This window comes from Vibrio sp. 1CM7H (assembly GCF_023161645.1).
Classification (GTDB): domain Bacteria; phylum Pseudomonadota; class Gammaproteobacteria; order Enterobacterales; family Vibrionaceae; genus Vibrio; species Vibrio diabolicus.
In genome coordinates, this window is the sequence record NZ_JALNTV010000001.1 from 753,316 (window position 1) to 778,140 (window position 24,825).

Consider the following 24,825-nt stretch of genomic DNA (forward strand, 5'->3'; position numbering starts at 1 on the left):
TATTTTTAGCTTTAAAGCTGTGATCTTAACGATCCCAGTAAGTTTCTTCTAAGCTATCTTCTCGTTCAGGAAGTGCTCGCGATAGGCGAGGAGAGTGTTGCGTCAACACTTCATAGCTTACTCGGTTTGCATATTTACAGATCTGAGAAAGTGATGAGTAAGTCAAACAGCGTACTTCGTGCTTTTCTGAGTTAGGCACTTCTTTTTGATGGAAAGAGTTTGCAGCCATATCATGCAGTAAAGCAGAAAGCGCCGCATCACCTGCGCCGTTGGTGTTCTTTATCTCTAGTGGACCACCCAGGTAAGGACCAATGTAAGAGTATACCTTCATTGGCTTCTCACAATCTCCTTTACGCATCGCGCGACTAAATTCGTATTGGTTAAAGGCTTCAATTGAACCTTCAAGAATGTCGTGTGTGGTTTCTCGTTTTACTTTTTCGTCGGTGTAACCTGCCATGTATAGGCCATTTGGGCCAGCAGTACATAGAACAAGATCAACCCACTCAAGTGCTTTATCAGCAGCCGCTAGCGGTTCTGTCTCGCCTGTTAATGCCGCGCCTTCTTCTTCATTCATTGCAACAACAGATATGTTCTCGCGAATGTACTCTTGCCACCACTGCGCGTTACCTTCGATAACGTATTTTGTGCCTAAAGTTAGTACAACAGGGACATCGTGCTTCTTGGCAAAGTCGATCGCTTTTTGTACCGCTTTCGGCATTGGATCCTCTTCTTTGCCGCGCATGAGGTAAGAAGAAACAACCAGAGCTGATGCTTTCTCAAAGATCTCTTCAGGAATGCTTTCTGGAAGTAGTTGGTTCATGTGACCTTCATTGATAGCAAATGTGCGTTCGCCATCTTGAGAAATCAAGGTATAACAACGACCAATAGGACCATCTACCGTTTGTAGGTGGTTGAGGTTCATGCGTGAAGACGTGCGGCAAAGGTAACGGTAAGCAAAAGAACCAACTTGAATGTTCTTGGACATCACACCGAGCAAAACGGATTTGCTATCCGCCAATACTGAGTAATTGTGGAGCGTGTTGCCAATCGTGTCACCTGGGTATTGGTGTGTGATCAGGCCTTGCTCAACCAGTTCTTCGTAAAGTGCATCTGCTTTGCTTTCTTCAAGAACGAGTGAATGTCCTTTACTTAGGTTGTATTTTTCTAAAAACGCATCATCTACACGCGCTTCGATATCTACGATGGTTTGACCGACACCAACAATAGTTGGGCGATATAGCTTAGGCGCTTGTCGGATTTGGTTTACTAATGGATCTCGAGCGTGAGTTGGGAAGTAGTGTTTAGATTTACGCTGACCAGGAAACTTCATGCTTGTTCTTGAGTGAGAAAAAAAAGAGGCGGGATTGTATCACAAAAAAATGAAAATCGTGGCGTTTTATTACAAAGAAGTTTGCCCGCTGAAAAAATCAGCGAGCTGGAGAAATTGCGACCAAGATAGCCTAAATTGCTGATGCTTATAGTACTGCAATTGGTCGCTTTTCAGATTGTTGAGCGGTTATTTTCTTTAACAACGAGCTTGGAGCTACCCAAAATTAGCTGCGTTACTTTTTCACTTCAGTAGGCTCAACGTAAGCCTTGGTACCCCAAAGTGGAACTGTCGATAGGCTGTGCTTAAAGCTACCGTCTGTCTCTTTTGTTGTGTAAGACAGGTAGAGCAAGGTTTGGTTGTCTGCATCATAAATTCGGCGAACCTTCATTGTTTTGAAGAAAATACTTTTTGACTTCTTAAATACAATTTCGCCAGACTTACTTTTATCTATTTTTGCAATCATTTCCGGCGTGATTTCGCCAGTCTGACGACATGATATTGAGCTGTCACTTGGATCCGCTAAGCTAAAATCGGCTTCGATAGAAGCTATATGACACGTTACCCCCGTGACTACCTCGTCTTTTAATTCACCTACTTTGATGTCTTTCAAAGTAAACCAACCGAGTCCTACATCAGCAACATCGTTATCTGAACAACCAACCAGCGTAGTAGCAAGCAATGCACTTAACAGCATCTTTTTCATTATTTTTGTCCTTAACTAGGAAAGATATTGATGAAATCTATCAGAGGTTTGCAACTAAAACAAAATTTAGCCAAGGAAAGGTCTACGTACGCTAGGTTTGTTGTAGGCTTCATGCTAATGTACTGCTCTAAACGAAATGATGAGTTAGAGTGACCATACTTTCTCCCAATATGTTTGACTTTATATCGCTTGTCGCTCTGTCTAAGCTTCACTCTATGTGAGAATGAAACACTTTGCACATTTCGTTTTGCAACTAAGGTATCAAAATGAATGAACAACAGTTAGCCAGTATCGAGCGTAAAAATACATGGCTGTATGATCTGGTTGAAGTTGAATTTCCAACACCAGAGAGTCTGAAAGGGCGTGATGTCTATTTCAAAGCACTAGAACAAGCAACCTATCAAGTGGTCGACAAAGACACGCTACTTGAGAGTAATTCTGAATTTAGCTCTGACGATATTTTTCTGGTCGATTTTCACCGGCTTACTATCATGTTTTCTGTCCTGCAGTCTCAGCGTTGGGATCAACAGTACGATAAAGATATGATTGTGGAATATCTCACTCAGATAATTCTAACACCAGATTTTGAATTATATGTTGGTTTTAAATCTGGAGCTCCAATTGGTGCCGCTATTATTAGCCACCTTGAAGGAAACACGCTTATCTCTGATGTCGCGGTTTCTGAATCAAAATACAAGAGTTCGTTTGTGGCGGATCTTGCTAAAAGACTAAGTACCGAACACAAGCTTTTAGATTCGGTGATTATTGAAAGCTAATTTGCGCACTCAAATGCATAAAAAGCAAAGCAAGATGACGATAGGTGATCTTGCTTAGAAAAACTGTAATTGCTCCCCTCTATTTCCATGAAATGCCAAGCTCGTCGTTTCAACAATCCCAAACTTAAATAAGATTAAGCCAACATTTTTAAAATCAGCTAGGGCATTAGCCTTTAAGATGTCTGGAGATGGCTATGGCAATTACCAATATTAAGTGCGTGATATTTGATTGTGATGGTACGTTGGTCGATAGTGAACGATTGTGTTGCCAAGCTCTCGTCAATGTATTTAACCTGCATGGCGCAGAATTAACGATGGAAGAGTGCGTTTCTCATTTTAAAGGAGGAAAGCTCGCTGACATCCTGTTAGATACTAAAGAGCTGAAAGATATCAAAGTCCCTATTGATGTCTTAGAGCCGCAATACCGTGAAGAAGTCCAGTCTCTTTTTGTTCGCCACTTACAGCCGATGGATGGCGCAAAGCGTTTAATTCAGTTTTTGGATTCGCATAATATCGAATATTGTGTCGCGTCCAATGGGCCGAAAGATAAAATAGAATACGCATTGGAGTTAACAGGATTGCTCGATGCTTTCCAGGGGAAAGTGTTCTCTGCATTCGATGCGAATAGTTGGAAGCCTGAACCTGACTTAATTATGTACAGTGCAATGAGCATGGGCTTTTTACCGAGCGACTGTCTTTATATTGATGACACACCTAAAGGCGTAGAAGCGGGATTAAACGCTGGCATTAAAACCGTACAGCTATTTAATGGTGAGGCAATCAATCGTGTTGATGATGAACGCGTAATTCGCATTCAACATTTAGATGAATTAAAAGAGCAGCTATTTAGCTGCTCTGTTTAATCTCTTAATGGCACACCGTACTTAAGCTATGGATATGTTTAAGTTTGGACTGTAGGTAAGGGGTTTGATGTAGGCATTGGATGGATGAGAAGCTTTTTGTATGAAATCCGCAAGCAGCGCATGTGAATTTCTCTCCATCCGATGAAATGAGATATTCATCCCCCTGGCAGAGTGGGCAACTTAGGTTTTCGATGTCTTTTGTATCTTTGTAATTATTCATATTGTTTTCCAGCAGCAAATTGGAATTGGCAGGATTAAGCATAGCGGAACGCTTTGTTTATGAACATTATTTCATCAGGTACAGCGAGAACTTGAGATTCACTTCAAATATCCACTTGTGTGTAGTAGAAAATATCGACGATAACGGCTGAAAACGGTTTAAAGAAAAGGGCTCATCAGGAGCCCTTGTGGATCATAAATGCTGCAAAGTTATGCTGTGCGGTAGCGCTGTAATACCTCACCAAGAGACACTGACGCCTGAGTGAGACTAGCTACCCCTACGGTAGATTGCTCTGCAACTTCTCTGATTGTGCTCGACTGGCTGCGAATTTCTGAAAGCTCAGATGCAATATCGTTGGCGACTGCGCTTTGTTCTTCTGCTGAGGTGGAAATTTGGATACTCATGTCCATCAATGAGCGTGCGGATTCAGCAATGGACGTCACATCATGACCAATTTCATCAATAAGCTGGCTACTGGTTTGCGCTTGTTGAACGGTTCGATCAGTGATTGAAGCAATGTTCTGGCTTTCGGCTTGTAGTTTCTCAATCATGGCTTGAATTTCTACTGTTGCCTGTTGAGTTCGGCTTGCCAATGTACGCACTTCATCAGCAACCACAGCAAATCCACGACCTTGTTCACCAGCGCGTGCTGCTTCAATTGCCGCATTCAGAGCCAATAGGTTGGTTTGTTCTGAAATGGCATTGATCGTTGTAATAACGTCATTGATCTGTGTCGTGTTCTCATTTAAGTTGGTTACTGACGTGGAAGCCTGTTCAATATAGCTGGATAACGTCTCAATTTCTCCAATCACATTTTGCACGCGATTTCTGCTTAGCTCGATCTTTTGAGCATCCTGATCGGATTGCATCGTCGCTTGTTGGGAAATGCTGGATACTTCTTTTGCAGAGGCTGTCATTTCTTCCATTGCTGTCGCGACGGAATCGAGTGTTTGATATTGATGAGATATCTGCGTTTCGCTCAACTGCATATCTTTTTCGAATGCAGAAGATGTCTCACTCAATGTAGCCGCATTATTTTTCACACTGTTAACCAGTTCACTTAAGGTGTCCATAGATTTATCTAACGCACAACCAATGGTGCCAAACTCGTCTCGACCAGGATGGAAACCAAGGCGAGAGGTTAAATCACCTTCACCAATTTTTTCGGTTGTCGTATATAAAACCCACAGGGCGCCTCCTATAAAGGTCGCAACCCAGTAAGAGAAAAGGGCAAAAGGAACAACCCATAAAAAGCTGAGTAACAGAGAGGTTAAGGCTGACGACTTTGCAGATTCGTATTGCGCGGATACGTTTTGAGTCAACTTAATCACTTCGCCAGAATGCAACTTTGCATAAGCGGTGACAGAGCCATCAACAAAAGAGCTCTCGCTTACGCGACTTGATTTCGATACGCCGTTAATTTGTGGAATATGACCTGGTTGAGCGTCAACAATACCAGAAAGTTTCGCTTCGCTAGCAGAAATCGCTTGTTGTTTAAATTGTTGTATTTCATTGAAGTAGCGGCTTCCAGCCACAGAAGTGAGGGCTACTAAAAACAGCAGGAATATAACCCACATTTTGTCGTTGATAGACATCTTGATAAACAGCCTGTCTATCGTTCTAAACTCAACTTCTCTCATTTAAAGCTCCATTAGAGATAAAAGATATTGACCAAATCTATTGCTATATCGAAACAAAATATGCGAAGTTAATCAGCAAAATATGTAACGAAAACTAAATTTAGTTTAAGAAATGAGATCTAAGGACGCCTATAACGGTATGTTATATCTTTAAATTGACATAAATATTGATAAAAGAGCGATTTCTCTGAAGTGCTAAGTAGATATGAAATCTGGTTGCAAACGTTTACTTTTGATTCTGCTCATAGGTTTTTAAATCTTTACTTCTCGCTGTCATGAATGTGTCATATAAAGACTATAAAAAGGAGTTGTTGACGTGGATATGGCAAGGCCAAGCCGTCAGCAAGTACAAGCAAGAGAGCTTAAAATAAAGGAGGTCACAATGAGCGACCAATACCAAAACGATGAGAGCCTAGAGCTGCTAGATGCGCTTGAAATTGGCATTATCTTGTCGGAATACGTTGGCTCAGACAACGAAGCCGAATAGCGGAACACTCTCATCTCGTCGTAATTGACGTTATACTAGGTTCATGTCACACCAAGCCTTAAAGGCCAAAACTGGCGTCGGATGAACTTTCTAGCCCACCTGCATATCGCAGACCACTGTAACAGCCATTTATTGGGAAACTTGCTTGGAGACTTCGTAAAAGGAGATCCAAGCAAGCTGTATGAACGTGATATCTCGAACGGCATCAAATTACATAGATTTGTTGACCGCATTACCGATCACCATCCTATTGTTAACGAATGCAAACCTCACTTCAAAGGTACTGCGCGGCGCTTTGCACCTATCGCTCTCGATATGTTCTGGGACCATTGTCTCGCAAAACACTGGAACGACTTTTATGCCGTATCTCTCGAACACTTTGTCGACTTGGCATACGAGCGAGTAAACCGTGACGTTAATGAACATTTGCCGCCGCGTTTTTTGGTGCTCCACAGCCGGATGTGGCACGGTCGATGGCTTCAGTCATACCAAGACCTGGATAATATCGAATTTGCATTACATCGAATGTCGCAAAGAAGCTCGAGAATGGCTGACCTTACTACAACATTTAAAGTGATTGAGAGTGATTACACAGAATTGGAAGAGAAGTTCTCGACACTCTATCGAGACGTTTTACGCCAGTCGTATGATTTTCAGCAACATCTTATTGATTCAGCCCAATGAAATAGAAAAGTAGTATGGCTATTGGGGCTCTGGTAAACTCTGCGCTCCAAAAATAATGAGGTTACACATGTCTGTTAATTTTGCTGACTTAGGTATTGAACAAAAGCTAATCGAGACGCTAAGCAATCTAAATATCGTGACGCCAACACCAGTGCAAGAAAAGTCTATTCCACATGTCCTTGAAGGAAAGAACTTACTTGCTGCTGCACAAACTGGTACGGGGAAAACAGCTGCGTTTGGTTTACCTATTATACAAACCGTTCAGCAAAAGAAACTCAACGGTACGCCTCAAGCATTGGTTTTGGTTCCAACACGCGAGCTTGCGCAGCAGGTATTTGATAATTTGAATCAGTACTCTGCACAAACCGAACTTCGCATTGTGTGTGTTTATGGTGGTACAAGCATTGGCGTACAAAAGAGGAAGTTAGAAGAGGGCGCTGATATTTTGATTGCAACACCAGGCCGCCTTTTGGATCATCTGTTTAATGGCAACGTAAACATCTCCAAAACCAGTATGCTCGTTCTAGACGAAGCCGACCGTATGTTAGATATGGGATTCTGGCCTGACTTGCAACGCATCTTCCGACGTTTACCCGCCGAAAAACAGATCCTGTTGTTCTCTGCGACATTTGAAAAGCGAATCAAGACTATTGCGTACAAACTCATGGAATCGCCGGTTGAAGTTGAAGTGTCACCAGCAAACACGACGGCTGAAACGGTAAAACAGATGGTTTATCCGGTAGACAAAAAGCGTAAACGTGAATTATTGGCGTACTTGATTGGCTCGCGCAATTGGCAGCAAGTGCTTGTATTTACAAAAACTAAGCAAGGTAGCGATGAGCTAGCAAAAGAGCTTAAGTTAGATGGCATAAAAGCGGTTTCAATTAACGGGGATAAGTCACAGGGTGCGCGTCAAAGAGCGTTGGATGAGTTCAAACAAGGTAAGGTGCGTGCGTTGATTGCGACAGATGTAGCTGCACGAGGACTGGATATTCAAGAGTTAGAGCAAGTGGTGAACTTTGATATGCCATTTAAAGCCGAAGATTATGTCCACCGTATAGGCCGTACTGGCCGTGCAGGAAAGTCAGGTTTAGCTGTCTCTCTAATGAGTCGGGATGAAGAATATTTATTGCATGCTATCGAGAATTTGCTTGATCAACGCCTACCGCAAGAATGGTTGGCAGGCTTCGAGCCAAGCCTTATAGAAGAAGTCGAGCCTGAGAAAAATGGTAGTGGACGCCGTCGAAGCCGTTCATCAGAGAAGCGTAAGCTAAAAGCAAAATTAGCGATTCATAAGAACCGTGGTAAATCACGTAACTCTCGCTAAACCGCACAAACTTTTGTTCTTACATAGTCAGGCTGTTTTTGCCTCTTCATAAACGTCTAACGTTTGCGGGATAGCGAGTAGGTATCCTTGATACATATCGAAACCGAGTTTTTTCATTAAGTTAAGTTGATGCTCGGTTTCAATTCCTTCGATAACGGTTTTAGAGCGCAACGTTCTTGCTAGTGATAATGCATCGACTAGAGCTTTCCAGTCACCATTTTCGTATCTCAGCATTAACGAGCGATCCATTTTTATTATGTCTGGACGAACGCCTTTCACTCGTTCAATTGTCGATGCATTGACGCCATAATCGTCGATCGCCAATTTAAACCCGCCTTGGCTTAATTCACGAGCTGCTTGCGACAAAGAGGACTCGTCTTCTACGTTCAACTCAAGCAACTCCATGACGATTTGTTCATTTACTAAATGAGATTGATAAATGGTTTGTTTTAGCAGCCTATTGTACGTGATGTCTCTGGCTAGTATTTTTGCTGCTTCTGGTAATACATTAAGAAACAGTTGTTTATTGTGAAAGTGAGATTGGGCAAAGTTTTTGATATGAATTAGGCGACTTAAGCGTTCAACATTGAGTAGGTCTTGAGCGGCAATGGTTTTTGATTGGAAAAACTGATCTGGCCTGATCATGGCGCCATTAGCATTGGTAATTCTTACTAGTGCCTCAAGGCCAACGATAGAAATATCTTTTTTATATATAGGTTGAAAGACACTTCGAAGAGTGAGCTTTGCGTATTTCGCAATATATTGCCCGTCGGCTTGTTTGCGGATGCAACTAAGAAGTTGCGAGGTGCTCATCATTGTTACAACAACCTAAATCAATGCTTCTACATCAGCGCTATCGCGCTAATTTTTTATTTCATTGGCAGTGAATCTAAGTGGGCTCATGAACTCAAGCAAGAATGATGGTAAGAGATGATCAGATTTGTCGAGTGATATCAAACAAATTGATGAAATGACTGACAATCTTCCTATTGCAATTTGATGTTACCATTGTAGTACTGCATACAGTTGTAAGTATTTTCTGACCAACTGTTGTTTGTTCGAGCGACGCAAAGGATGACCAAACTTAATGTAACAAGGGCTAATGCCAAATCGAGTGTCTAACGATTGCGTGAGCTGCGATTCGCTGGTGTACAGCGTGATGCCTTGCTCCGTGTATTCGTTGATCTGATCGGGCAGTTCTCCCATCCACCAATGAAGCAACTCTCGGCTCGTTTTGCTGCGACTGATCCAGTGATCACAAACTAAAAAGAGTAGATCATTCGGTTGCAGCGCATAACCGTATTCGCTTTGCCATTCCGTAATTGATGAGAGTAAGTTCTCTCGACAAGATTTTCCCGCACTGACCATATGGTGACTCAGGACCCAAACCGTGCCTATTTCAGATGAAATACGGTAGTGATGAGGCAGGTCCGGAGTATTTAAAACTTCAATTGGTTTTACCACGCTGTTGTATCCGAAGTGACGGAAAGTGTGTTCCATTCTTCTTGAAAACGCGAGACCAAGATGATGCTCACTCATGCCTTGGTTATGTACCGCAGGGTAATGCTTTTCACACAGCTTAAGACAGTCGTCTTGAAAATCATTAACACTTTGAATCACTAGGTCGAGTAGCAAAGAATATCCCTTAATAATTAACAAAACGAACTGCAAAAGGTTAGCATAGTCTTTTGAGAATAGACTAATTTACTTCGGCAACTTCTTGATCTAAACACCAAATTTCTCACAAATGATCGCGCCTACTCTTTAAGAGAGCAAGACGATAGAAGCACACATAGAACAAAATTCTGAAAAAGGGCAAAGATGATAAAGTTAGAACGTGCACAAAAAGAAACGCTGGCAACCGCCATTCAAGATTATATGCAGGACGAACTAGATGTTGAGATTGGCCAGTTCGATAGTGAATTTCTTATTGATTTCATTACAGAAAAACTAGGGCCAATTTATTACAACAAGGGGGTGGAAGATGCAAAATCACTGGTTGAACGTAGAATGTTAGAAGTGTCCGAAGAGCTGTATGAGATAGAACAAGAAGTTAAGCTGTAAGTTTCAGTTTTATAAACGATTTAAAGTTCCTTCAAAAAATTCGAACAACTTGATAGATACGGTGCCATTGGCTGGATGTAAATGATGGTAAATAATCTGTTTCATATGACGTAAATAGGTTAATGTAGTGTTTCTTACTCAACATTAACTTAGGAATATATCTAGGAACTTGAGATGGATACACTGGTAAAGAATTACAACCTTACTGCACGCGTGATGCACTGGTTATCTGCGCTGTGCATTATTGGTCTATTTGCAGTGGGTTTGTGGATGGTCGACCTTAGCTATTACAGCGAATGGTATCGAACTGCGCCACATTACCATCGCTCTGTCGGTATTTTACTCGCTATTTTAACTTTGGCACGCATTGTATGGAAACATGTTACGGCGTCACCAAAGGTAGAAGGCAAACCTTACGAAGTGCTTGCTGCTAAAGCAGCGCATGGTGTTATGTACCTACTATTGGTCACCATCTTTGTTTCAGGTTACCTCATTTCAACGTCTGATGGACGCGGTATCGAAGTGTTTAATTGGTTTACCGTGCCAGGAGCGGGAGAGTTATTCCCAGGACAATCAGACATAGCGGGTGAAATTCACTTCTACGCAGCTTGGGCCGTCATCCTGATAGCAGGTTTGCACGCTATTGCTGCGCTAAAACACCACTTTATCGATAAAGACAACACATTAAGAAAAATGTTAGGAGCTTCAAAATGAAAAAGTCACTCTTCGCTACAGGATTAGCTATCGCTATGGCACTACCATTTGGTGCGCAAGCTGCAGATTATGTCATCGATACCAAAGGTGCTCACGCTTCAATTAACTTTAAAGTTAGTCACTTGGGTTACAGCTTCATCAAAGGTCGTTTCAATACATTTTCTGGTGACTTTTCTTTTGATGAGAACAACATTGCTGATTCAAAAGTAAATGTTGTTGTTGATACAACTAGCTTAGACTCCAACCACGCTGAACGTGACAAGCACATTCGTAGTGGTGATTTCATTGATGCTGGTAAATACAGCGAAGCGACCTTTAAAAGCACAAAAGTGGTTGATAAAGGCAATGGCAAGCTAGATGTAACTGGTGATCTAACGCTACACGGTGTTACTAAGCCTATTACTATCGAAGCTGAATTTGTTGGCGCAGGTAATGACCCATGGGGTGGTGAGCGCGCTGGCTTCGTTGGTAACACTCGCCTCGAGCTTGCTGACTTTGATATCCCAGTAATGGGTGCTTCAAGTTATGTTGATATGGAACTTCATATCGAAGGCGTTAAGAAGTAACGAACTTCTTTTAGATACAGTAAAAGCGCTCTCCAACGGAAGAGCGCTTTTTTATTACCTCAATCACAATCGACAACATTGGCAAGCCAGTCAGTGACAGCGATTGAAAGCCAACAGACGTTGCAATCGTTTAATGAATTACGCTGTTTCTAACTCGTTTTTTTCTACTAGGTTTAAACGCTCACCAAAAATCGGGCGTAGTGCTTTTAATACTTCAGTACGAGTAACAACACCGACCATCTGGCCATTTTCAAGTACAGGAAGTACTTGTGGCTTGCTCACTTTGATGCTTTTTGCGCGTTCTTCTAAAGATAAAGACGTCATGCGAGTGGCGATGCCCATGCTGCTCGTTGGGTACAACTGCTCTTTATCGATACATAGGAATTCGACAACATCAACGAGACGATCACCAGCATCAATTGCGACCACATCGCGGCTCATGATGTCGACGACTTTTTGGTCTTTCACCGGAATGTAGTCCTCACACCATAGTTCTACCATCACATCGTGAGCAGAGAAGAAGCCAACCAATCGATTTTGTACGTCTACAACAGGTGCGCTAGTTACGTTGTTATCAAGTAGCACATCCAGTGCGATTGCTATCGGTGTTTCTGCACTGATGGTAACTGGTTTTGGGTTCATAATATCTTTAACAAAAGATGCGTTTTTCATGGTGAAATCCTTAACTGACGAGAGTGTTGTAGTCGTTGTGATAGAAGAGATATTCGCTGCTTTTAGTTCTGGTCGGCGAAAAATACACCAGTTTGCAAGACCAACTAAAACCGCTCCGCCGACGATGTTGCCAAGCGTGACAGGAATTAAGTTAGCGGTAATAAAGTGGCCAATATTTAGGTCTGCATACTGTGAAGCGGGCACACCGACGGAGGCCCAAAAAGACTCAGGTGCAAAGTTAGCGATAACAATGCCAAGTGGAACCATAAACATGTTCGCGACACAGTGTTCAAAGCCACTGCTGACAAACATGGCCACAGGCATGATTGTCATTGCTGCTTTTGTCATTGCATTTGCAGAGCTAAACGTTAACCAAATAGCGAGGCAGACCAATAGGTTACAAAGGATACCGAGCGCAAACGCCTGAATGAGAGTGTGATGAAGCTTGTGCTGCGCGATGTTAAGCGCATTTAACCCCCATTGACCGCTATCCATTTGATAAAGACCAGCTGCAGTAACTAGCGCAAGTAGGAACATCGCACCAATGAAGTTGCCAACGTAAACCTTGCCCCAAATAGAAAGCATTTTTCCGAACGAGATTTGCTTATTGGCCCATGAGATACTGGAAAGAACTGAGCTGGTAAATAGTTCACCACCGCAGATCACGATGAGGATCAAGCCCATACTAAATGCTAATCCGCCAGCAAGACGGCTTAAGCCCCAACCAGCGCCAGCGCTGCCAGTAGTCACCGTGATGTAAAACAAGAACGCCAATCCAATGAACGCGCCCGCCATGATGGCAAGACTCAGTGTCATACTGCTGGTTTTGTTTGCTTTACTTAACGCAAATTTTTCCGCTTCAGCCATCATTTCTTTTGGAGAAAAGTACTGGTGATTTTGAGAGCTGGTCACCGCCATATTGACTCCTTAATTTGTAATCGCATAAAAATTCCTTGGTTATTAACTCAAAAATGAAATTGTTGTTTTTATTTAGAAGCCTCAATGACTTCAGTCTCAAAGTCATTGAGGCTTGCGGTGTTCCCGAACCGCACAGTCAGAATAAGGAGAAGGGTTTGGTAGGTAAAATTGATAATATTTAGAAACCTCATCAAATTAATTGATAACTTTATGCGGCTAGGTAAAATGAACTCTATTGCTTATTGGGGCATGTTTTTAACGATTGTGAGGGTATGAAAAATACTCACCAATAATGGAGGACACTTTGCGCTACTCACTTAAGCAATTAGCGGTTTTTGACGCAGTTGCAGATACCGGCAGTGTAAGCCAGGCCGCAGAGAAACTGGCTTTGACACAATCAGCGACAAGTATGTCGCTTGCGCAATTAGAAAAAATGCTTGGCAGGCCTTTATTTGAGAGGCAGGGCAAGCAAATGGCGTTAACCCATTGGGGTATGTGGCTACGACCAAAAGCAAAACGCTTATTACAAGACGCACTGCAGATTGAAATGGGCTTTTATGAGCAACATTTGTTAAGCGGTGAGATTCGCATGGGCGCGAGTCAAACTCCGGCAGAGCATCTGGTTCCAGACCTTATCAGTATCATTGATAATGACTTTCCAGAAATGCGTATTTCCCTTGGTGTGCAGAGTACAAAAGGGGTTATTGATGGCGTATTAGATTATAAATATGACTTAGGGATCATCGAGGGGCGTTGTGACGATAACCGTTTGCACCAAGAAGTCTGGTGCCGAGACCATCTTACTGTTGTCGCTGCTTCTCATCATCCTTTTGCTCGCAATCAATCTGTAAGCCTCGCGCAGTTAGAACAAGCGAAGTGGGTGTTGAGAGAGCATGGCTCTGGCACACGAAAAACATTTGATAGCTCTATTCATCATCTAATTGAAGATTTGGATGTGTGGCGAGAGTACGAGCACGTTCCGGTGTTACGCAGCTTAGTTGCTAACGGCCAATACCTTACTTGTTTACCGTATTTAGATGTAGAGCGATATATAGAAGCGGGTCATCTTGTTGCGTTAAATGTGCCCGAGCTAAAAATGGAAAGGACACTTTCATTTATATGGCGAGCTGATATGGCAGAAAACCCACTAGTCGACTGCATTAAACGAGAAGGTCTGCGCATGATGAAAGGTAAGCCCTCGGTATTGTAAGTTACTACTCAATACACGCAATAAACTCTAGAAGCACAGCAATGCCACTCGCTTAATTGGGAGTGGCATATTTCTATGTACAGTATACTGAACATAGAAGAACAAGTGTGATTCAGGAGCTTTTATGCACTCACTTGGTGACCCATGATTCTGCACGCCGATATTAGCTTCCCAGTCTCGTTAAAGCTTGCTGGAGTGACCTATTGGAGCTATCCAACACACATCCTTTTTACCTAGCACTAGAAATACTCATTCCCTAAATCTGTTGATTTATCGGTTGCGTCAAACTTTTAGTGCAAGTCATGAAATTGTTATAACCTTATTGTGATCATTATCACCGATAAACAAGACTGATGTATCTAACATGTGTCCTTGATTTCAATGTATGAAGGCAGTTATTGATCCATATGGGTACGATAATAGCCAAGCAGGTACGACTACCATGACGACACTTTTAGCTATCTCTATCACTACTGGAATTTTATCTGGCGTATGGGGTTGGATCGCCATTTCTTTAGGTTTGCTTTCTTGGGCTGGTTTTTTAGGTTGCACGAGCTACTTTGCTGCGCCAACTAGTGGATTGAAAGGACTTGGTATCAGCTTAATCACTAATATGACGGGTGTATTCTGGGCAATGGTAATTATCCACGGTTCAACTTACGTTGGTTTGGAAATTATCGGTTATGTGATTACCGCTATTGTGGCATTTTTCATGTGTATTCAAGCGAAACAGTCTTGGCTCGCGTACATTCCAGGCACTTTTATTGGTTCCTGCGCAACATTTGCCGCTGATGGAAACTGGCAACTTGTCATTCCATCTTTGCTGCTAGGTGGTGTGTTTGGTTATCTAATGAAAGCGACTGGACTTTGGTTGCATACGAAATCAAGCACTACTTCTTCTACGCTTGCTGAGCAAGCACAGTAGTGAACCCCCGATCTTATTTGTATCCACTGTGTATTGAGTTTTATCCCTCTCAATACCTTTAATCAAAATTAATGATGTTTGATACAAGCACACCAATTTGGTGTGCTTTTTTTGTATTACAAGGCAAGGTGTGAGTGTGAAATACTCTAACTCATGTATTGCCGTTTGCCATGGTGACAACGCGCTTAAGTGTCCAACGCAGAAGTACAGGAATGCATTCCATACCTCTCTCTTCACAGTGAGATACAATGGCCAAAGCTAAGTCCGGTTTTGCATGCTTTTTCAAAACACGGTTGACGACTTTTTTAGCTGGGATAGGGTGATCATGAGGAACTTTGATGATGTCCTTAAAGAAAAGTTCAAACCCATGATTATATAGAAAATGTTCGATATCTCGATCAGGTAACTCTGTAAGTCTATGCCTTTCCTGATCATGATCGAGTTGCGCTCTCACGGCATGCGCGTACTTTTTACCTGCCGGGTCACCATCGGTAACAACATGCCAGTCGATACCGAACTCTTTTGCTACTTTGATCAGTGACTTCAGTCCTGACTGTGCAAATTCAACGATTTGAACTCCTTCCGCAGCTAAGTCATATCCGCATTGACGAGCCAGTTCATGAAATAACCAAACTTCAGTTTCGCCCTCTACGAGTAACCAACACCGTGCAAACAACGCCCCTGAGCGATGAAAACGAATGTGGAAACCAATTCGGCGTAACTCATCTCTACCAAACTTGGCAGAGTTTAAGCTCTTGGCAATGGTTCGGTCTGACAAGCGAATCAAACGCCGGATTGAATAAAGTGGAACCGAGCCAAGTAACGTACCGCTGTTGGTAGTTAAAATCTTTTGCATTGGCAACAACTGCAATAATGACCACGCTCTAGCGAGATGAGTCGGGTGTAGTCGGCCTTCCGGGTCTTCGATGATCAGTATCGGTCTTGCGCAGCGTCTTAAATCGGTAGGGCCTTTTGCTTGAAGGTAAGCATTGAGAAGCCCCATTAAAAGCAAGCGGCTTTGTTTATCATTTGTTTCCTTAAGGAATTGACTTAATCCTTTATCAGAGGAAGGGCTTGTATAAAAAAGACCATCACGAGGTTTTCGTGGGTTACCTTTGCTGACGCTGCGGAACGCAAAATAGTGTTCGACAAGTGTTTGCATTGAATCGAGACTACTGCGAATCTCACCCTTGTTTACGTGCCCAGGCATCGCCAATAGCCGTCGGCAGGTATTGTTGATTCGTTTTTCAATCCGAGCATTTTTGCTGTCGCCGTTGACGTGGTTTAAATCTGGGAAGCGTCGGGAGTCTCGTAGGCGGATAACAGGGTGAAGAGTCATCAACTCTACGGCGAGTTTTTCAGAGTGGTGCAGTTTCTTCGGCTTACCGTTATGATCCAAAAATGCGTATTCAGTTTTAATATCATACTCGTCGCGAGACGCACTAATTCGATAGTAAATGACCTGCTCACCATCCTCGTTTGTGCACCATGCAGGTTTTATCCGTCGATAACGCCCAGCTTTTACTTCGTTCTTGTCTTGTGCTTTAAAGCAAACAATGATCTGCAAGTGTTGGGTTTGTGGATGAGAAATTGAGTAATCAACGTGAAAATCTTTTAGTTCGAATTGATATAATGAGCCATTAGCAGGTAGCGCGATAGAAAGGGCATCGAGCAATGATGATTTGCCCCACGTGTTCTCACCGATGAGCGTAGTGAGTTCGTCAAAAGAGAGTGAAAGGCGTTTGATGCCTCTAAACCCGGAGATTTCGATGCGTTCTAGTCTCATCTCAATCCTCCTTGCAATTATTTGAATTATAGAGAGTTATTTTGCTACTCCTAAGCATATATTAATTCGAAATATTGGAGTTAAGCTCAGTTCACAAAATTACGAGAGCCCCTTACTGAATAGAGACCGCAACAAGCGACGCTTGCTTTCAAAAGTAGTGTAGATAGCATCGTGATCACTTAAACATGAAATCAAAAAATCACAGTTTCATAAAATTCATGATTCTGTCATGATTCACTTCTTATTATTATAAGGAATGAAAAGAGAGAAGATGAAGATGAATAACAATCATAAGCCAGTGAGAATCAAACTGGCACACATCAATGACACACATTCCTACTTTGAGCCAACGTCATTACAGTTAAAGCTTAAGATCAACAAAGAACTCACGTTAGAGCCATACGTGAGTGCTGGCGGGTTCTCTCGCATCGCAACCCGAGTAGAGCAGCTACGAGACGACGCTCAGCGTCAAGGGCATGGGATGTTATTTCTCCATGCTGGAGACTGTTTCCAAGGCACACTTTATTTCTCATTATTTAAAGGTAAAGCCAACGCCGATTTGTTGAATGCGTTAAAGATTGATGCGATGGCGTTAGGCAACCATGAATTGGATATGGGTAATGAACCTGTTGCCTTATTCTGTCAACGCACTCAGTTTCCATTGCTTGCTGGTAACTGGGATCTATCAAATGAATCGCTTCAAAAGCCTCACCGAGTCAGCGATAGCAACAATGTGTATAGCTATCAAACGGAGACACAAAGCGCACAATACATCGTCAAAGAGTTTCATGGTGAGCAGGTTGCGATTTTCGGATTATCCATTGATAAAATGAGCGATATCGCGAACCCAGATGCAGATACGCCATTTAAGTCTGCAATTGAAACCGCTAAGGCGACCGTAAAACAAATTCACTACTCTGGTATTAAAAATATCATTCTTCTGAGCCACTTAGGTTATGAAGGCGATTTAGAGTTGGCTGAACAAGTTGAGGGGATTGGTATTATTGTTGGTGGACATAGCCACCGACTGCAAGGCGATTTCTCATCAATAGGTTTAGGGCAAGATGACCCTTATGGTGTCAAAGTAAAAGATACCTACGTTGTGCAAGCGGGCTTTCATGCTTTGACTATGGGGCACTGCGTCATTGAATTTGATGAAAACGGCAAAGCAACCATGCTGAGTGGTCAAAATGAACTGTTACTTGGCCGACGTATTTTTTGGGACTCGACACTAAATCAACAGCTTGACCAAGGCGTATTCGAAACCGCGTGTGACTTTATCCATGGCCAACCTAATGTGGTGGTCTGTAAGAAACACCCGGAGACTCAAGCAATCCTAAGTGATAAATACATCCCTCGGGTAAGGCAGTTACAGTCACAAGTCATTGCCAGTATTGACACCAAAAAGCGTCATGTGCGAATCCCAGATGAGTTTGGTGAGAGCGAGCTGGCTTCTTCTGTTGCTCGTTCATTTTTGTACAGCCTAAATAAACGCGGCCATGAGGTTCAATTTGCGATTCATAATGCGGGTGGCGTGCGAACGTCATTGAATCCTGGCAACATCACAGTGGCAGATATTGCCGGACGATTGTTGCCTTTTGCCGTTCCGATCGGCTTTTACGACGTAAAAGGCAGTGCTATTCGCCGAGCACTTGAAGGCGCCATAAACAATGCACTCAACAATGATGTGGAAGGTACTGGCTCTGGCAGTTATCCATACACTTACAATTTAAACTTTGAGTACCGAGCTGATGCCCCTAAAGGTGAAAGAATTCAGTTATTAGCAATTTTTGATGGTCAACAATGGGTCGACGTTCAAGACGACACCTGGTATCGAGGCACTTCCTCCGCTTATACCATGAAAGGGAAAGAAGGTTACGATGCGCTACTGGAGATGAAAGGCGAGGGGCGTGTAACCAACTTATCCATGGCAGACTGTTTTATTGAACTTCTGACCGATGAGCCAAACTGCTTGAATCAAAGTCACAAACTTTATACACAGCAACACAGATAGTAGATATTGGTATCGATTTTGCTGTCCTTCAATTGCTACATGCGATGATGAGGGTGGCAGTATGTGGAATAAAGATTGGACAGATACGGCAGTGGTGGTTGCTTGGGTCGCAATTTGGTCAACGTTAGTTTACTTTGTACCTTTGAGCGGTTTTTGAATTGCTAATAACACGGAAGTTAGGAAAGGAGCAGTTATGCTCCTTTTTTGTGTCTATGTTCTCAAAGACAACGCTCTGACTCTTAAATGTATCATCTTGAGTCACTTGCAGATCTTTACGTCTAATAACAAAAGTTCACGTGGTTGAACCAATTCCTTTGTTTTTATATTTCTTTCTGATTTTTAATAAGAGTTTTATTTCGATTGGACAAAGTTTTTTTGTTGGAAAGCGTGACATTCGGCGTTATCATTGCGGCGTTTGGGGAGTAGTTAGCGCAAGTTTACTTATCGTCATCTCGTTAAGCATCAGCTTATCCGGTAAGTAAAGGTGTTGCGTGATTCATCCACGCCGACACTTCAACGAGACCAACGCATTCATTGACTGGCAGCACATGATTACTATGTGACTGCTTGTTGTTATTGTCTGCGGAAGGTCACCAAACTCATGCCCTTCCGCCATGGGAGGAAGCATGTCTCTTATCGAAAGTACCACCCAATTGAGCCAATCGGCACCACTTCAAGAGTCATTAGCGATGTATGGTGCTTTTGGTCTTTTTACGCTTGTTCTTGTTGCGCTTGATATCTATCAAACGCGTGGTGGCGTAATAACGATGAAAAAAGCCATCCTTTGGAGTGTTTTTTGGTTCTTACTTGCCTTTGTTTTTGCAGGTTCTATCTATTTATTCTGGGACCTTTACGCACCGCACAGCACTTATACGAACGATAAAGCAACGGTTTCATTCTTAACAGGCTACTTACTAGAGAAGTCGCTAAGCGTGGATAACTTGTTTGTGTTTGCCATCATCTTTGCACAATACAGTGTGCCGGAGCATTTGCGTCCGCGAGCGATGCTTTGGGGCGTGATTGGTGCGTTGGTTCTGCGGGCTATCATGATTGCGGTTGGTGCTCAGTTACTTGCGCAGTACCACTGGGTGTTGTACCTCTTTGCCGCATTCCTTATTTGGACAGGTATTAAGCTTGCTCGCGACAAAGGTGAAGCAGAAGAGGTTAACCCATATCCTGAGCAGTTTATTCGCAAAATATTGCCAGTTACGGATGATTACCAAGGAAATCACTTAATCTTAAAGCAAGCTGGTAAGTGGGTGGCAACACCAATGCTGATCGTAGTCGGTGTAATTGCAGTGATGGACGTAATGTTTGCACTGGATTCTATACCAGCCATATTCTCGGTAACACGAGAGCCATTTTTAGTCTTAGCCGCGAACGTGTTTGCACTGTTGGGTTTGCGATCTTTGTACTTTGTTCTGCAAGCGATGTTAGACAAGTTTGTGTACTTAAAACCAGCATTATCGGTGATCATGATGTTTATCGGTGTAAAGATGTTATTGGTGGGAACAGAGTATGAGATTCCGACAACGTGGTCACTCACATTCTTAATCGTTGTGATGGCATCAGCGGTTGTGGCATCGCTCCTCAAAAATAAGTCGAACAGTCGCTCTAGCGTTAAAATTACTAATCAAAAAATATAAGTAAAGCGCTAAAAATAAAATAAATAACGAAACTTAATGTTAAAAATATGTTGTAACTTGAGGTGTGATTATGCAGGTAACGTTAAGTTATTCAACATAATTAAACACTTTCTGACTATTTATGCTGTTATTATTCATTTGTATTTTTGATGTTTGTAATGGGCTTGTTTTATTAGATAATCTAATTCGAATAGGTAAAATTTGTCATTTCTTAAACAATAAGAAACTGACTAATATACAACCAACAAAACAGACTACTGCTTTAAAGAGAGGCAATCATGGCACAAGCAATGCAAATGACAAATGTAGCTTTACCAACCTCTATGGATAAGAAAACCTACGCGGTTAACTTCAAAGGACTGATTGCTCACTTACTAGACATTCTATTCGTAGATAATACTGCACCACGCAGTTACTATGCGGAAGATTTGTCAGCTCACATTCAAAAAGATATCGGTATGTACCGTTAATCTTGAAATAATGAATGAAAATACCGGCTTATAAGCCGGTATTTTTTTAGCTGCTCAAACGCGAATAACGGAGCTAGAACTCTATACAGAGTCAATACCGGAGTAGAGGAGCTTATTCCAAATTGGCGCTCATTAGAAATGAAAACGGGGCACTAATAGTGCCCCGTTTTGACTTGTAGAGTAATACGATATTACTTCTTACGGCAGTATTCTGCGATCACGTACATTGACTGACCGCCATTTGCCTTGCCCGAAACTAGTTTCGGATCATCACCAAGGCTGATACCACGGATCACTGTGCCTTGTTTGATTACTTGGTTAGTGCCTTTAACTGGTAGGTCTTTGATTACCGTTACATCGTCACCTTTCTTAAGTTCAGTGCCGTTGCAATCCAGCGTTTTGTCATCATCAGACATACCCTTCATCGCCCAGTTCATTTGCTCTTCTTCCATGTACATCATGTCAAGAGCATCTTGAGCCCAGCTTTCAGAGTTTAGGCGAGTGAGTTGGCGCCATGCTGTCACTTGTACTGCAGGAACCTGGCTCCACATGCTTTCGTTTAGACAACGCCAGTGGTTAATGTCTTTTGGCTCATCGATCTCACCCAGACACTTATCACAAACCATGATAGCAGTATCAACAGTCACGTTACCGTGAGGTGGGACAGCGTATGCTGTTAGTTGAGATTCAGAAGAACACAGTTCACATTTTGACTCGCAGCGCGCAAGCAGAGTAGCTTCAATAGACATAAGGACTCACCTTAGTAATGTTATTTTGTGGCGGTATTATCCACTTTATCCTGAGAAATAAAAGGGTGTTAGCGAATTAAAGCCGAGATTTTACAATATTCCAACCTGATTAGGGTGAAGATGTAAAATATTCGCTAAACAAATAATACCTGTATATAAGAAAATGCATTGATTGCTTTGGGTGATGAATTGGTTGCTTCATTTCTTGAGTAAGTTAGAGGTTCGTTGGGAGTATTGACTGCGCTCAGAAGTGTGGGTAGAGCCCTCTAAAAATATAGAGGGCATATTGCTAGCGTTCTATAATCTGCACAATTTGATCTTTTGAAGTGCTCATTTCTTTCCCATCCATGTCTTCATACTCATACATACCCGTTTCTTCGTTAAGGTCTGGCTTACCGTAAGAAGTAATGATTTTCCCTTCATTTGTCGACATAAGATATTGACTACTTCCGCATGCAGCAAGAAGTAAAGCTGTGGCCATTATAGTGAATATGCGCATAGAGTTTTCCTTTCAAACAAGTAAGTTAGGTACGGCACCGATTTAACTATAGCAAAGGATATACGGGACGGTTTTTATGATAGAGAACGAAAAAGCCCAGTCGAAACTGGGCTTTGGTAAGAGAGGTAATACGATTACTTCAGAACGGAAGTATTAGTCACACCCGTTAAAGTGTCATCCATTAAGAAGTCAGTGTTTTCCATTTGCATCTCAACGTGATGATCAATATCAGAAAGTGTGCCATTTGGAGAAACAAACGTAATGTGCGATGCAGTAGCGTTATACTGCACAAAGCTTGCCATTGGAGACACTGCTGTATTAGCACTGTTTACGGTCGTTAAACCTAGCTTAGCTGCTAGAGGCTCAGTCCCGGCAAACGGTGCATTTGGAACGCTGTTTGGTACATTGCCATCGCCATCAACCTCGGTCATCAGGAATGGTGTTGTTAGTGAACCAGAAGCAACTAAATCTGACGCGTTTGTGAACGGGTCTACGGTATCTAGCGTGGTTTGTGCCGCGTAGATAAACTGCGAGAAGCCAGCTTCTAGTGTTGCTAACTGAGTTTCTGTTGCTGCGGCCTCAAAAGCTTCGTAACACGTTTTATCTTCCAATTGTGTACATGACGCATCTGCATAACTCGCGTAGTTTGCAGACGCAGCATATGCTAAGTTATGCCTGATCTGAGCGCCGTAGGCTTCTGAACCTAGTAACAAATTGCCAATTTGGCCACCAGAGTTCTGTACAGAAGCAGAGCTAAATGTGTAAAGTGCATCTGCGTTGGGGCTACCTAGCGTGTTATTTGCTGCTGCCACGGCAGATGTAGCCACAATACCGCCAAGTGAATGACCTAACATTTTTACTTTAGAACCCGTCATTGGGTTAAAGCCTTGCAGAGGACCTTCTGCCAACAGACCACCTTGCGCCGATACCACTAAGCTCGCGCGTAAACCCAATACATCCAGTACACTTTGGCGTAGGTTATCACGAGCGATTGCCAAGTTAGAAAGATTTAGATACGCCAAGATATTAGCATTAGCTGAACGTTGCTCATCTAAGCTACGTGTGCCGTGAATAGGTAAGTCGATAGCAATAACAGCCACACCTGCTTTCACCATATTAAACGCGAAGGCATATGAATCCTCTTTTGCTGAAGTGATGCCGTGTTGATAAATCACAACGTCGGTCGCGACACCAGATTTAGGTGTGAAGACAAGTACTTCGACATCTTCTACCGATTTAACGACTGGAACTGGGGAGTAGCGAGTCACAATACGTTCACTGTCGAGTCGGGTACCATCGCTTAATGTGAGTTTAGCACCCACCAGTTTTAGCTGCTCTGTAGGATCGGTTGCAAGCTTTGTCACGTCAACAGGGTTATTTGCGAAAACGCCAGTTGATAGCTGCTGAACCATGTTCGCTTGCTCGTTCGGATCCGCCAGTGCTGCGCTTAGCTTCGCTAGGCTTGGCATCGCAGATACCATTGGCTGCATGTTCCAGTTTGCCCCTTTTTCTAGATAATGAGGCAGTCTGACCACACCTTGAGTCACATTTACATCGGCACCTGACTTCGCATAAAGGCCTTTAATTGCCGTTTTAGCTGCGTCTAGGTCACTAACGTACTTACTAAAGTCATCGTCAGAGTCTAGCGCAGTGCTAAAGTCTTGGGTTGCACCAAGTGTCATTGTGTAGGCTGTTGATAAATCTACTGAACCTTCGTTCGCATCGTTTTTGTAAACCGCGTTTAATGTATTTGCACCCGTTGAAAAACCGGTTGCAGTTACACCTTTAACCGCCGCCAAAGTGTCACCTACAGACTGAGTGCTGAACCAGGAGGAGTAAACGATGTCGTCTGGGTTAACTTGAGCTAGACCAAAAATGCCTTCCACCGCTTGTGTCACCGCTTGAATAGAAGCAAGAGCACCAGTTTCATAAACGATTTCTTTCGATTTACCTGTCGCGTAACTGGCTGATGTACCGATTGGCTCACCATTCACGTCAGTAACATCTTGTGTTACTGCAAAAATGTACTCGCTTGACTCATCAAGCGCATCCATGAACTGGATATATAGAGAGTTGCCTTTTGCTTGAACAACGTAGTCTTGGTTCTGAACGAGAACTTCTTCGATTGGGTTAGACTTACCATCCCACTCGGTCAAACGTTGATTAATCTTGATGACTTTAATACCAGACGGCAGCATACCCGTTGCAAAACCATCGCCTTTAAAGTTCAGAACGATTGGCATAGACGTTGACCATCCATCCATCGTATTCATCGAGGCTCTAGGGTTGGTTAAGGCATCATCACCGTCAGTTGGCAGACCAAGCGTGCCATCTGTTGTGTCCATTAATAAGTAAGAGGGCGCAGGTACATCCGCATTCGCCCCTTGAAGCGTAAAGCTGATAGATGTTCCACGGTCGAGCAGTGCTTGGACTTCATCTTCAAATTGAACTTTGTCGGAAGTACCAGAGCTTGATGTATTATCACCACAACCAGCAAGAAGGATTGCAGAACAAAGCATTGATAATTTAAACGTGTGTTTCATTGGTTTACTCCGTAATCCC

The 24,825-nt window shown here is 42.7% G+C and carries 22 protein-coding genes; 12 read left to right on the forward strand and 10 right to left on the reverse strand.

Annotated elements, in window-relative coordinates:
* Window positions 1–25: 25 nt before the first annotated feature.
* Both MSG33_RS03205 and MSG33_RS03210 read right to left on the reverse strand, forming a co-directional pair.
* Complete coding sequence (locus tag MSG33_RS03205) at window positions 26–1,330, reverse strand: inosine/guanosine kinase (protein WP_005397615.1); 1,305 nt, start codon at window positions 1,328–1,330, stop codon at window positions 26–28.
* Between the two features lie 232 nt (window positions 1,331–1,562).
* Window positions 1,563–2,033 carry a CreA family protein gene (locus MSG33_RS03210; RefSeq protein ID WP_005397614.1) on the reverse strand — a complete coding sequence of 157 codons (471 nt, stop codon included), beginning with the start codon at window positions 2,031–2,033 and terminating at the stop codon, window positions 1,563–1,565.
* Window positions 2,034–2,299: 266 nt separating this feature from the next.
* Between MSG33_RS03210 and MSG33_RS03215 the strand changes: the two genes are divergently transcribed.
* Window positions 2,300–2,809, forward strand: a complete 510-nt coding sequence (locus MSG33_RS03215; RefSeq protein WP_006742250.1) for a hypothetical protein — start codon at window positions 2,300–2,302, stop codon at window positions 2,807–2,809.
* Window positions 2,810–3,003: 194 nt separating this feature from the next.
* Window positions 3,004–3,672 (forward strand): HAD-IA family hydrolase, encoded by a 669-nt coding sequence (locus tag MSG33_RS03220; RefSeq protein WP_005397612.1) that lies wholly within the window; start codon window positions 3,004–3,006, stop codon window positions 3,670–3,672.
* A 429-nt stretch (window positions 3,673–4,101) separates the two neighbouring features.
* Here the strand turns inward: MSG33_RS03220 and MSG33_RS03225 are convergent, their stop codons facing one another.
* Window positions 4,102–5,532, reverse strand: a complete 1,431-nt coding sequence (locus MSG33_RS03225; protein WP_248379832.1) for a methyl-accepting chemotaxis protein — start codon at window positions 5,530–5,532, stop codon at window positions 4,102–4,104.
* A 568-nt stretch (window positions 5,533–6,100) separates the two neighbouring features.
* Here MSG33_RS03225 and MSG33_RS03230 point away from each other — a divergent pair.
* Both MSG33_RS03230 and MSG33_RS03235 read left to right on the forward strand, forming a co-directional pair.
* Window positions 6,101–6,703, forward strand: a complete 603-nt coding sequence (locus MSG33_RS03230) for an ACP phosphodiesterase (protein ID WP_248379834.1) — start codon at window positions 6,101–6,103, stop codon at window positions 6,701–6,703.
* A gap of 67 nt (window positions 6,704–6,770) precedes the next feature.
* Window positions 6,771–8,030: a DEAD/DEAH box helicase gene (locus MSG33_RS03235; protein ID WP_085343685.1), complete on the forward strand. Its 1,260-nt coding sequence runs from the start codon at window positions 6,771–6,773 to the stop codon at window positions 8,028–8,030.
* A 27-nt stretch (window positions 8,031–8,057) separates the two neighbouring features.
* On the opposite strand, the gene MSG33_RS03240 is transcribed toward MSG33_RS03235, so the two are convergent.
* Entirely contained in the window at window positions 8,058–8,846 is a 789-nt protein-coding gene (locus tag MSG33_RS03240; RefSeq protein ID WP_248379835.1) for an EAL domain-containing protein, read from the reverse strand.
* 186 nt (window positions 8,847–9,032) lie between these two features.
* The gene (locus MSG33_RS03245) at window positions 9,033–9,665 is read right to left on the reverse strand and encodes a hypothetical protein (RefSeq protein ID WP_005395531.1); all 633 of its coding nucleotides are present in this window, start codon (window positions 9,663–9,665) and stop codon (window positions 9,033–9,035) included.
* 186 nt (window positions 9,666–9,851) lie between these two features.
* On the opposite strand from MSG33_RS03245, the gene MSG33_RS03250 reads away from it, so the two are divergent.
* From MSG33_RS03250 to MSG33_RS03260, 3 genes are all read left to right on the forward strand, one after another.
* Entirely contained in the window at window positions 9,852–10,094 is a 243-nt protein-coding gene (locus MSG33_RS03250) for a DUF2164 domain-containing protein (RefSeq protein WP_005395529.1), read from the forward strand.
* Window positions 10,095–10,268: 174 nt separating this feature from the next.
* Entirely contained in the window at window positions 10,269–10,808 is a 540-nt protein-coding gene (locus MSG33_RS03255; protein WP_012842319.1) for a cytochrome b, read from the forward strand.
* The gene (locus MSG33_RS03260) at window positions 10,805–11,374 is read left to right on the forward strand and encodes a YceI family protein (protein ID WP_248379836.1); all 570 of its coding nucleotides are present in this window, start codon (window positions 10,805–10,807) and stop codon (window positions 11,372–11,374) included. Before MSG33_RS03255 ends, MSG33_RS03260 begins: the two co-directional genes overlap by 4 nt.
* Window positions 11,375–11,512: 138 nt before the next feature.
* Here MSG33_RS03260 and focA read toward each other — a convergent pair whose 3' ends face one another.
* Entirely contained in the window at window positions 11,513–12,964 is a 1,452-nt protein-coding gene (gene focA / locus MSG33_RS03265; protein WP_012842317.1) for a formate transporter FocA, read from the reverse strand.
* A 304-nt stretch (window positions 12,965–13,268) separates the two neighbouring features.
* Between focA and MSG33_RS03270 the strand changes: the two genes are divergently transcribed.
* Together MSG33_RS03270 and MSG33_RS03275 are read left to right on the forward strand one after the other, a co-directional pair.
* Window positions 13,269–14,174, forward strand: coding sequence for a LysR substrate-binding domain-containing protein (locus MSG33_RS03270; protein WP_005395522.1), 906 nt, complete (start codon window positions 13,269–13,271; stop codon window positions 14,172–14,174).
* Between the two features lie 442 nt (window positions 14,175–14,616).
* Complete coding sequence (locus MSG33_RS03275) at window positions 14,617–15,099, forward strand: DUF1097 domain-containing protein (protein WP_176319436.1); 483 nt, start codon at window positions 14,617–14,619, stop codon at window positions 15,097–15,099.
* 151 nt (window positions 15,100–15,250) lie between these two features.
* Here MSG33_RS03275 and MSG33_RS03280 read toward each other — a convergent pair whose 3' ends face one another.
* The gene (locus MSG33_RS03280; protein ID WP_012842315.1) at window positions 15,251–16,885 is read right to left on the reverse strand and encodes an ATP-dependent endonuclease; all 1,635 of its coding nucleotides are present in this window, start codon (window positions 16,883–16,885) and stop codon (window positions 15,251–15,253) included.
* Between the two features lie 271 nt (window positions 16,886–17,156).
* Between MSG33_RS03280 and MSG33_RS03285 the strand changes: the two genes are divergently transcribed.
* The 3 genes from MSG33_RS03285 (at window position 17,157) to MSG33_RS03295 (ending at window position 21,015) form a co-directional block, all read left to right on the forward strand.
* Window positions 17,157–18,899, forward strand: coding sequence for a bifunctional UDP-sugar hydrolase/5'-nucleotidase (locus tag MSG33_RS03285; protein WP_248379837.1), 1,743 nt, complete (start codon window positions 17,157–17,159; stop codon window positions 18,897–18,899).
* A 626-nt stretch (window positions 18,900–19,525) separates the two neighbouring features.
* On the forward strand, window positions 19,526–20,545 hold the full coding sequence (locus tag MSG33_RS03290) for a TerC/Alx family metal homeostasis membrane protein (protein ID WP_248379847.1): 1,020 nt from the start codon (window positions 19,526–19,528) through the stop codon (window positions 20,543–20,545).
* Window positions 20,546–20,823: 278 nt separating this feature from the next.
* Window positions 20,824–21,015 carry a hypothetical protein gene (locus MSG33_RS03295; protein ID WP_005376351.1) on the forward strand — a complete coding sequence of 64 codons (192 nt, stop codon included), beginning with the start codon at window positions 20,824–20,826 and terminating at the stop codon, window positions 21,013–21,015.
* A 191-nt stretch (window positions 21,016–21,206) separates the two neighbouring features.
* On the opposite strand, the gene MSG33_RS03300 is transcribed toward MSG33_RS03295, so the two are convergent.
* The 3 genes from MSG33_RS03300 to MSG33_RS03310 all read right to left on the reverse strand — a co-directional run bounded on the left by MSG33_RS03300 (window position 21,207) and on the right by MSG33_RS03310 (window position 24,806).
* Complete coding sequence (locus MSG33_RS03300) at window positions 21,207–21,764, reverse strand: alkylphosphonate utilization protein (protein WP_005395511.1); 558 nt, start codon at window positions 21,762–21,764, stop codon at window positions 21,207–21,209.
* A 289-nt stretch (window positions 21,765–22,053) separates the two neighbouring features.
* Window positions 22,054–22,263: a YgdI/YgdR family lipoprotein gene (locus tag MSG33_RS03305; RefSeq protein ID WP_282450925.1), complete on the reverse strand. Its 210-nt coding sequence runs from the start codon at window positions 22,261–22,263 to the stop codon at window positions 22,054–22,056.
* 134 nt (window positions 22,264–22,397) lie between these two features.
* Window positions 22,398–24,806: a VolA/Pla-1 family phospholipase gene (locus tag MSG33_RS03310; RefSeq protein ID WP_248379849.1), complete on the reverse strand. Its 2,409-nt coding sequence runs from the start codon at window positions 24,804–24,806 to the stop codon at window positions 22,398–22,400.
* Window positions 24,807–24,825: the final 19 nt, after the last annotated feature.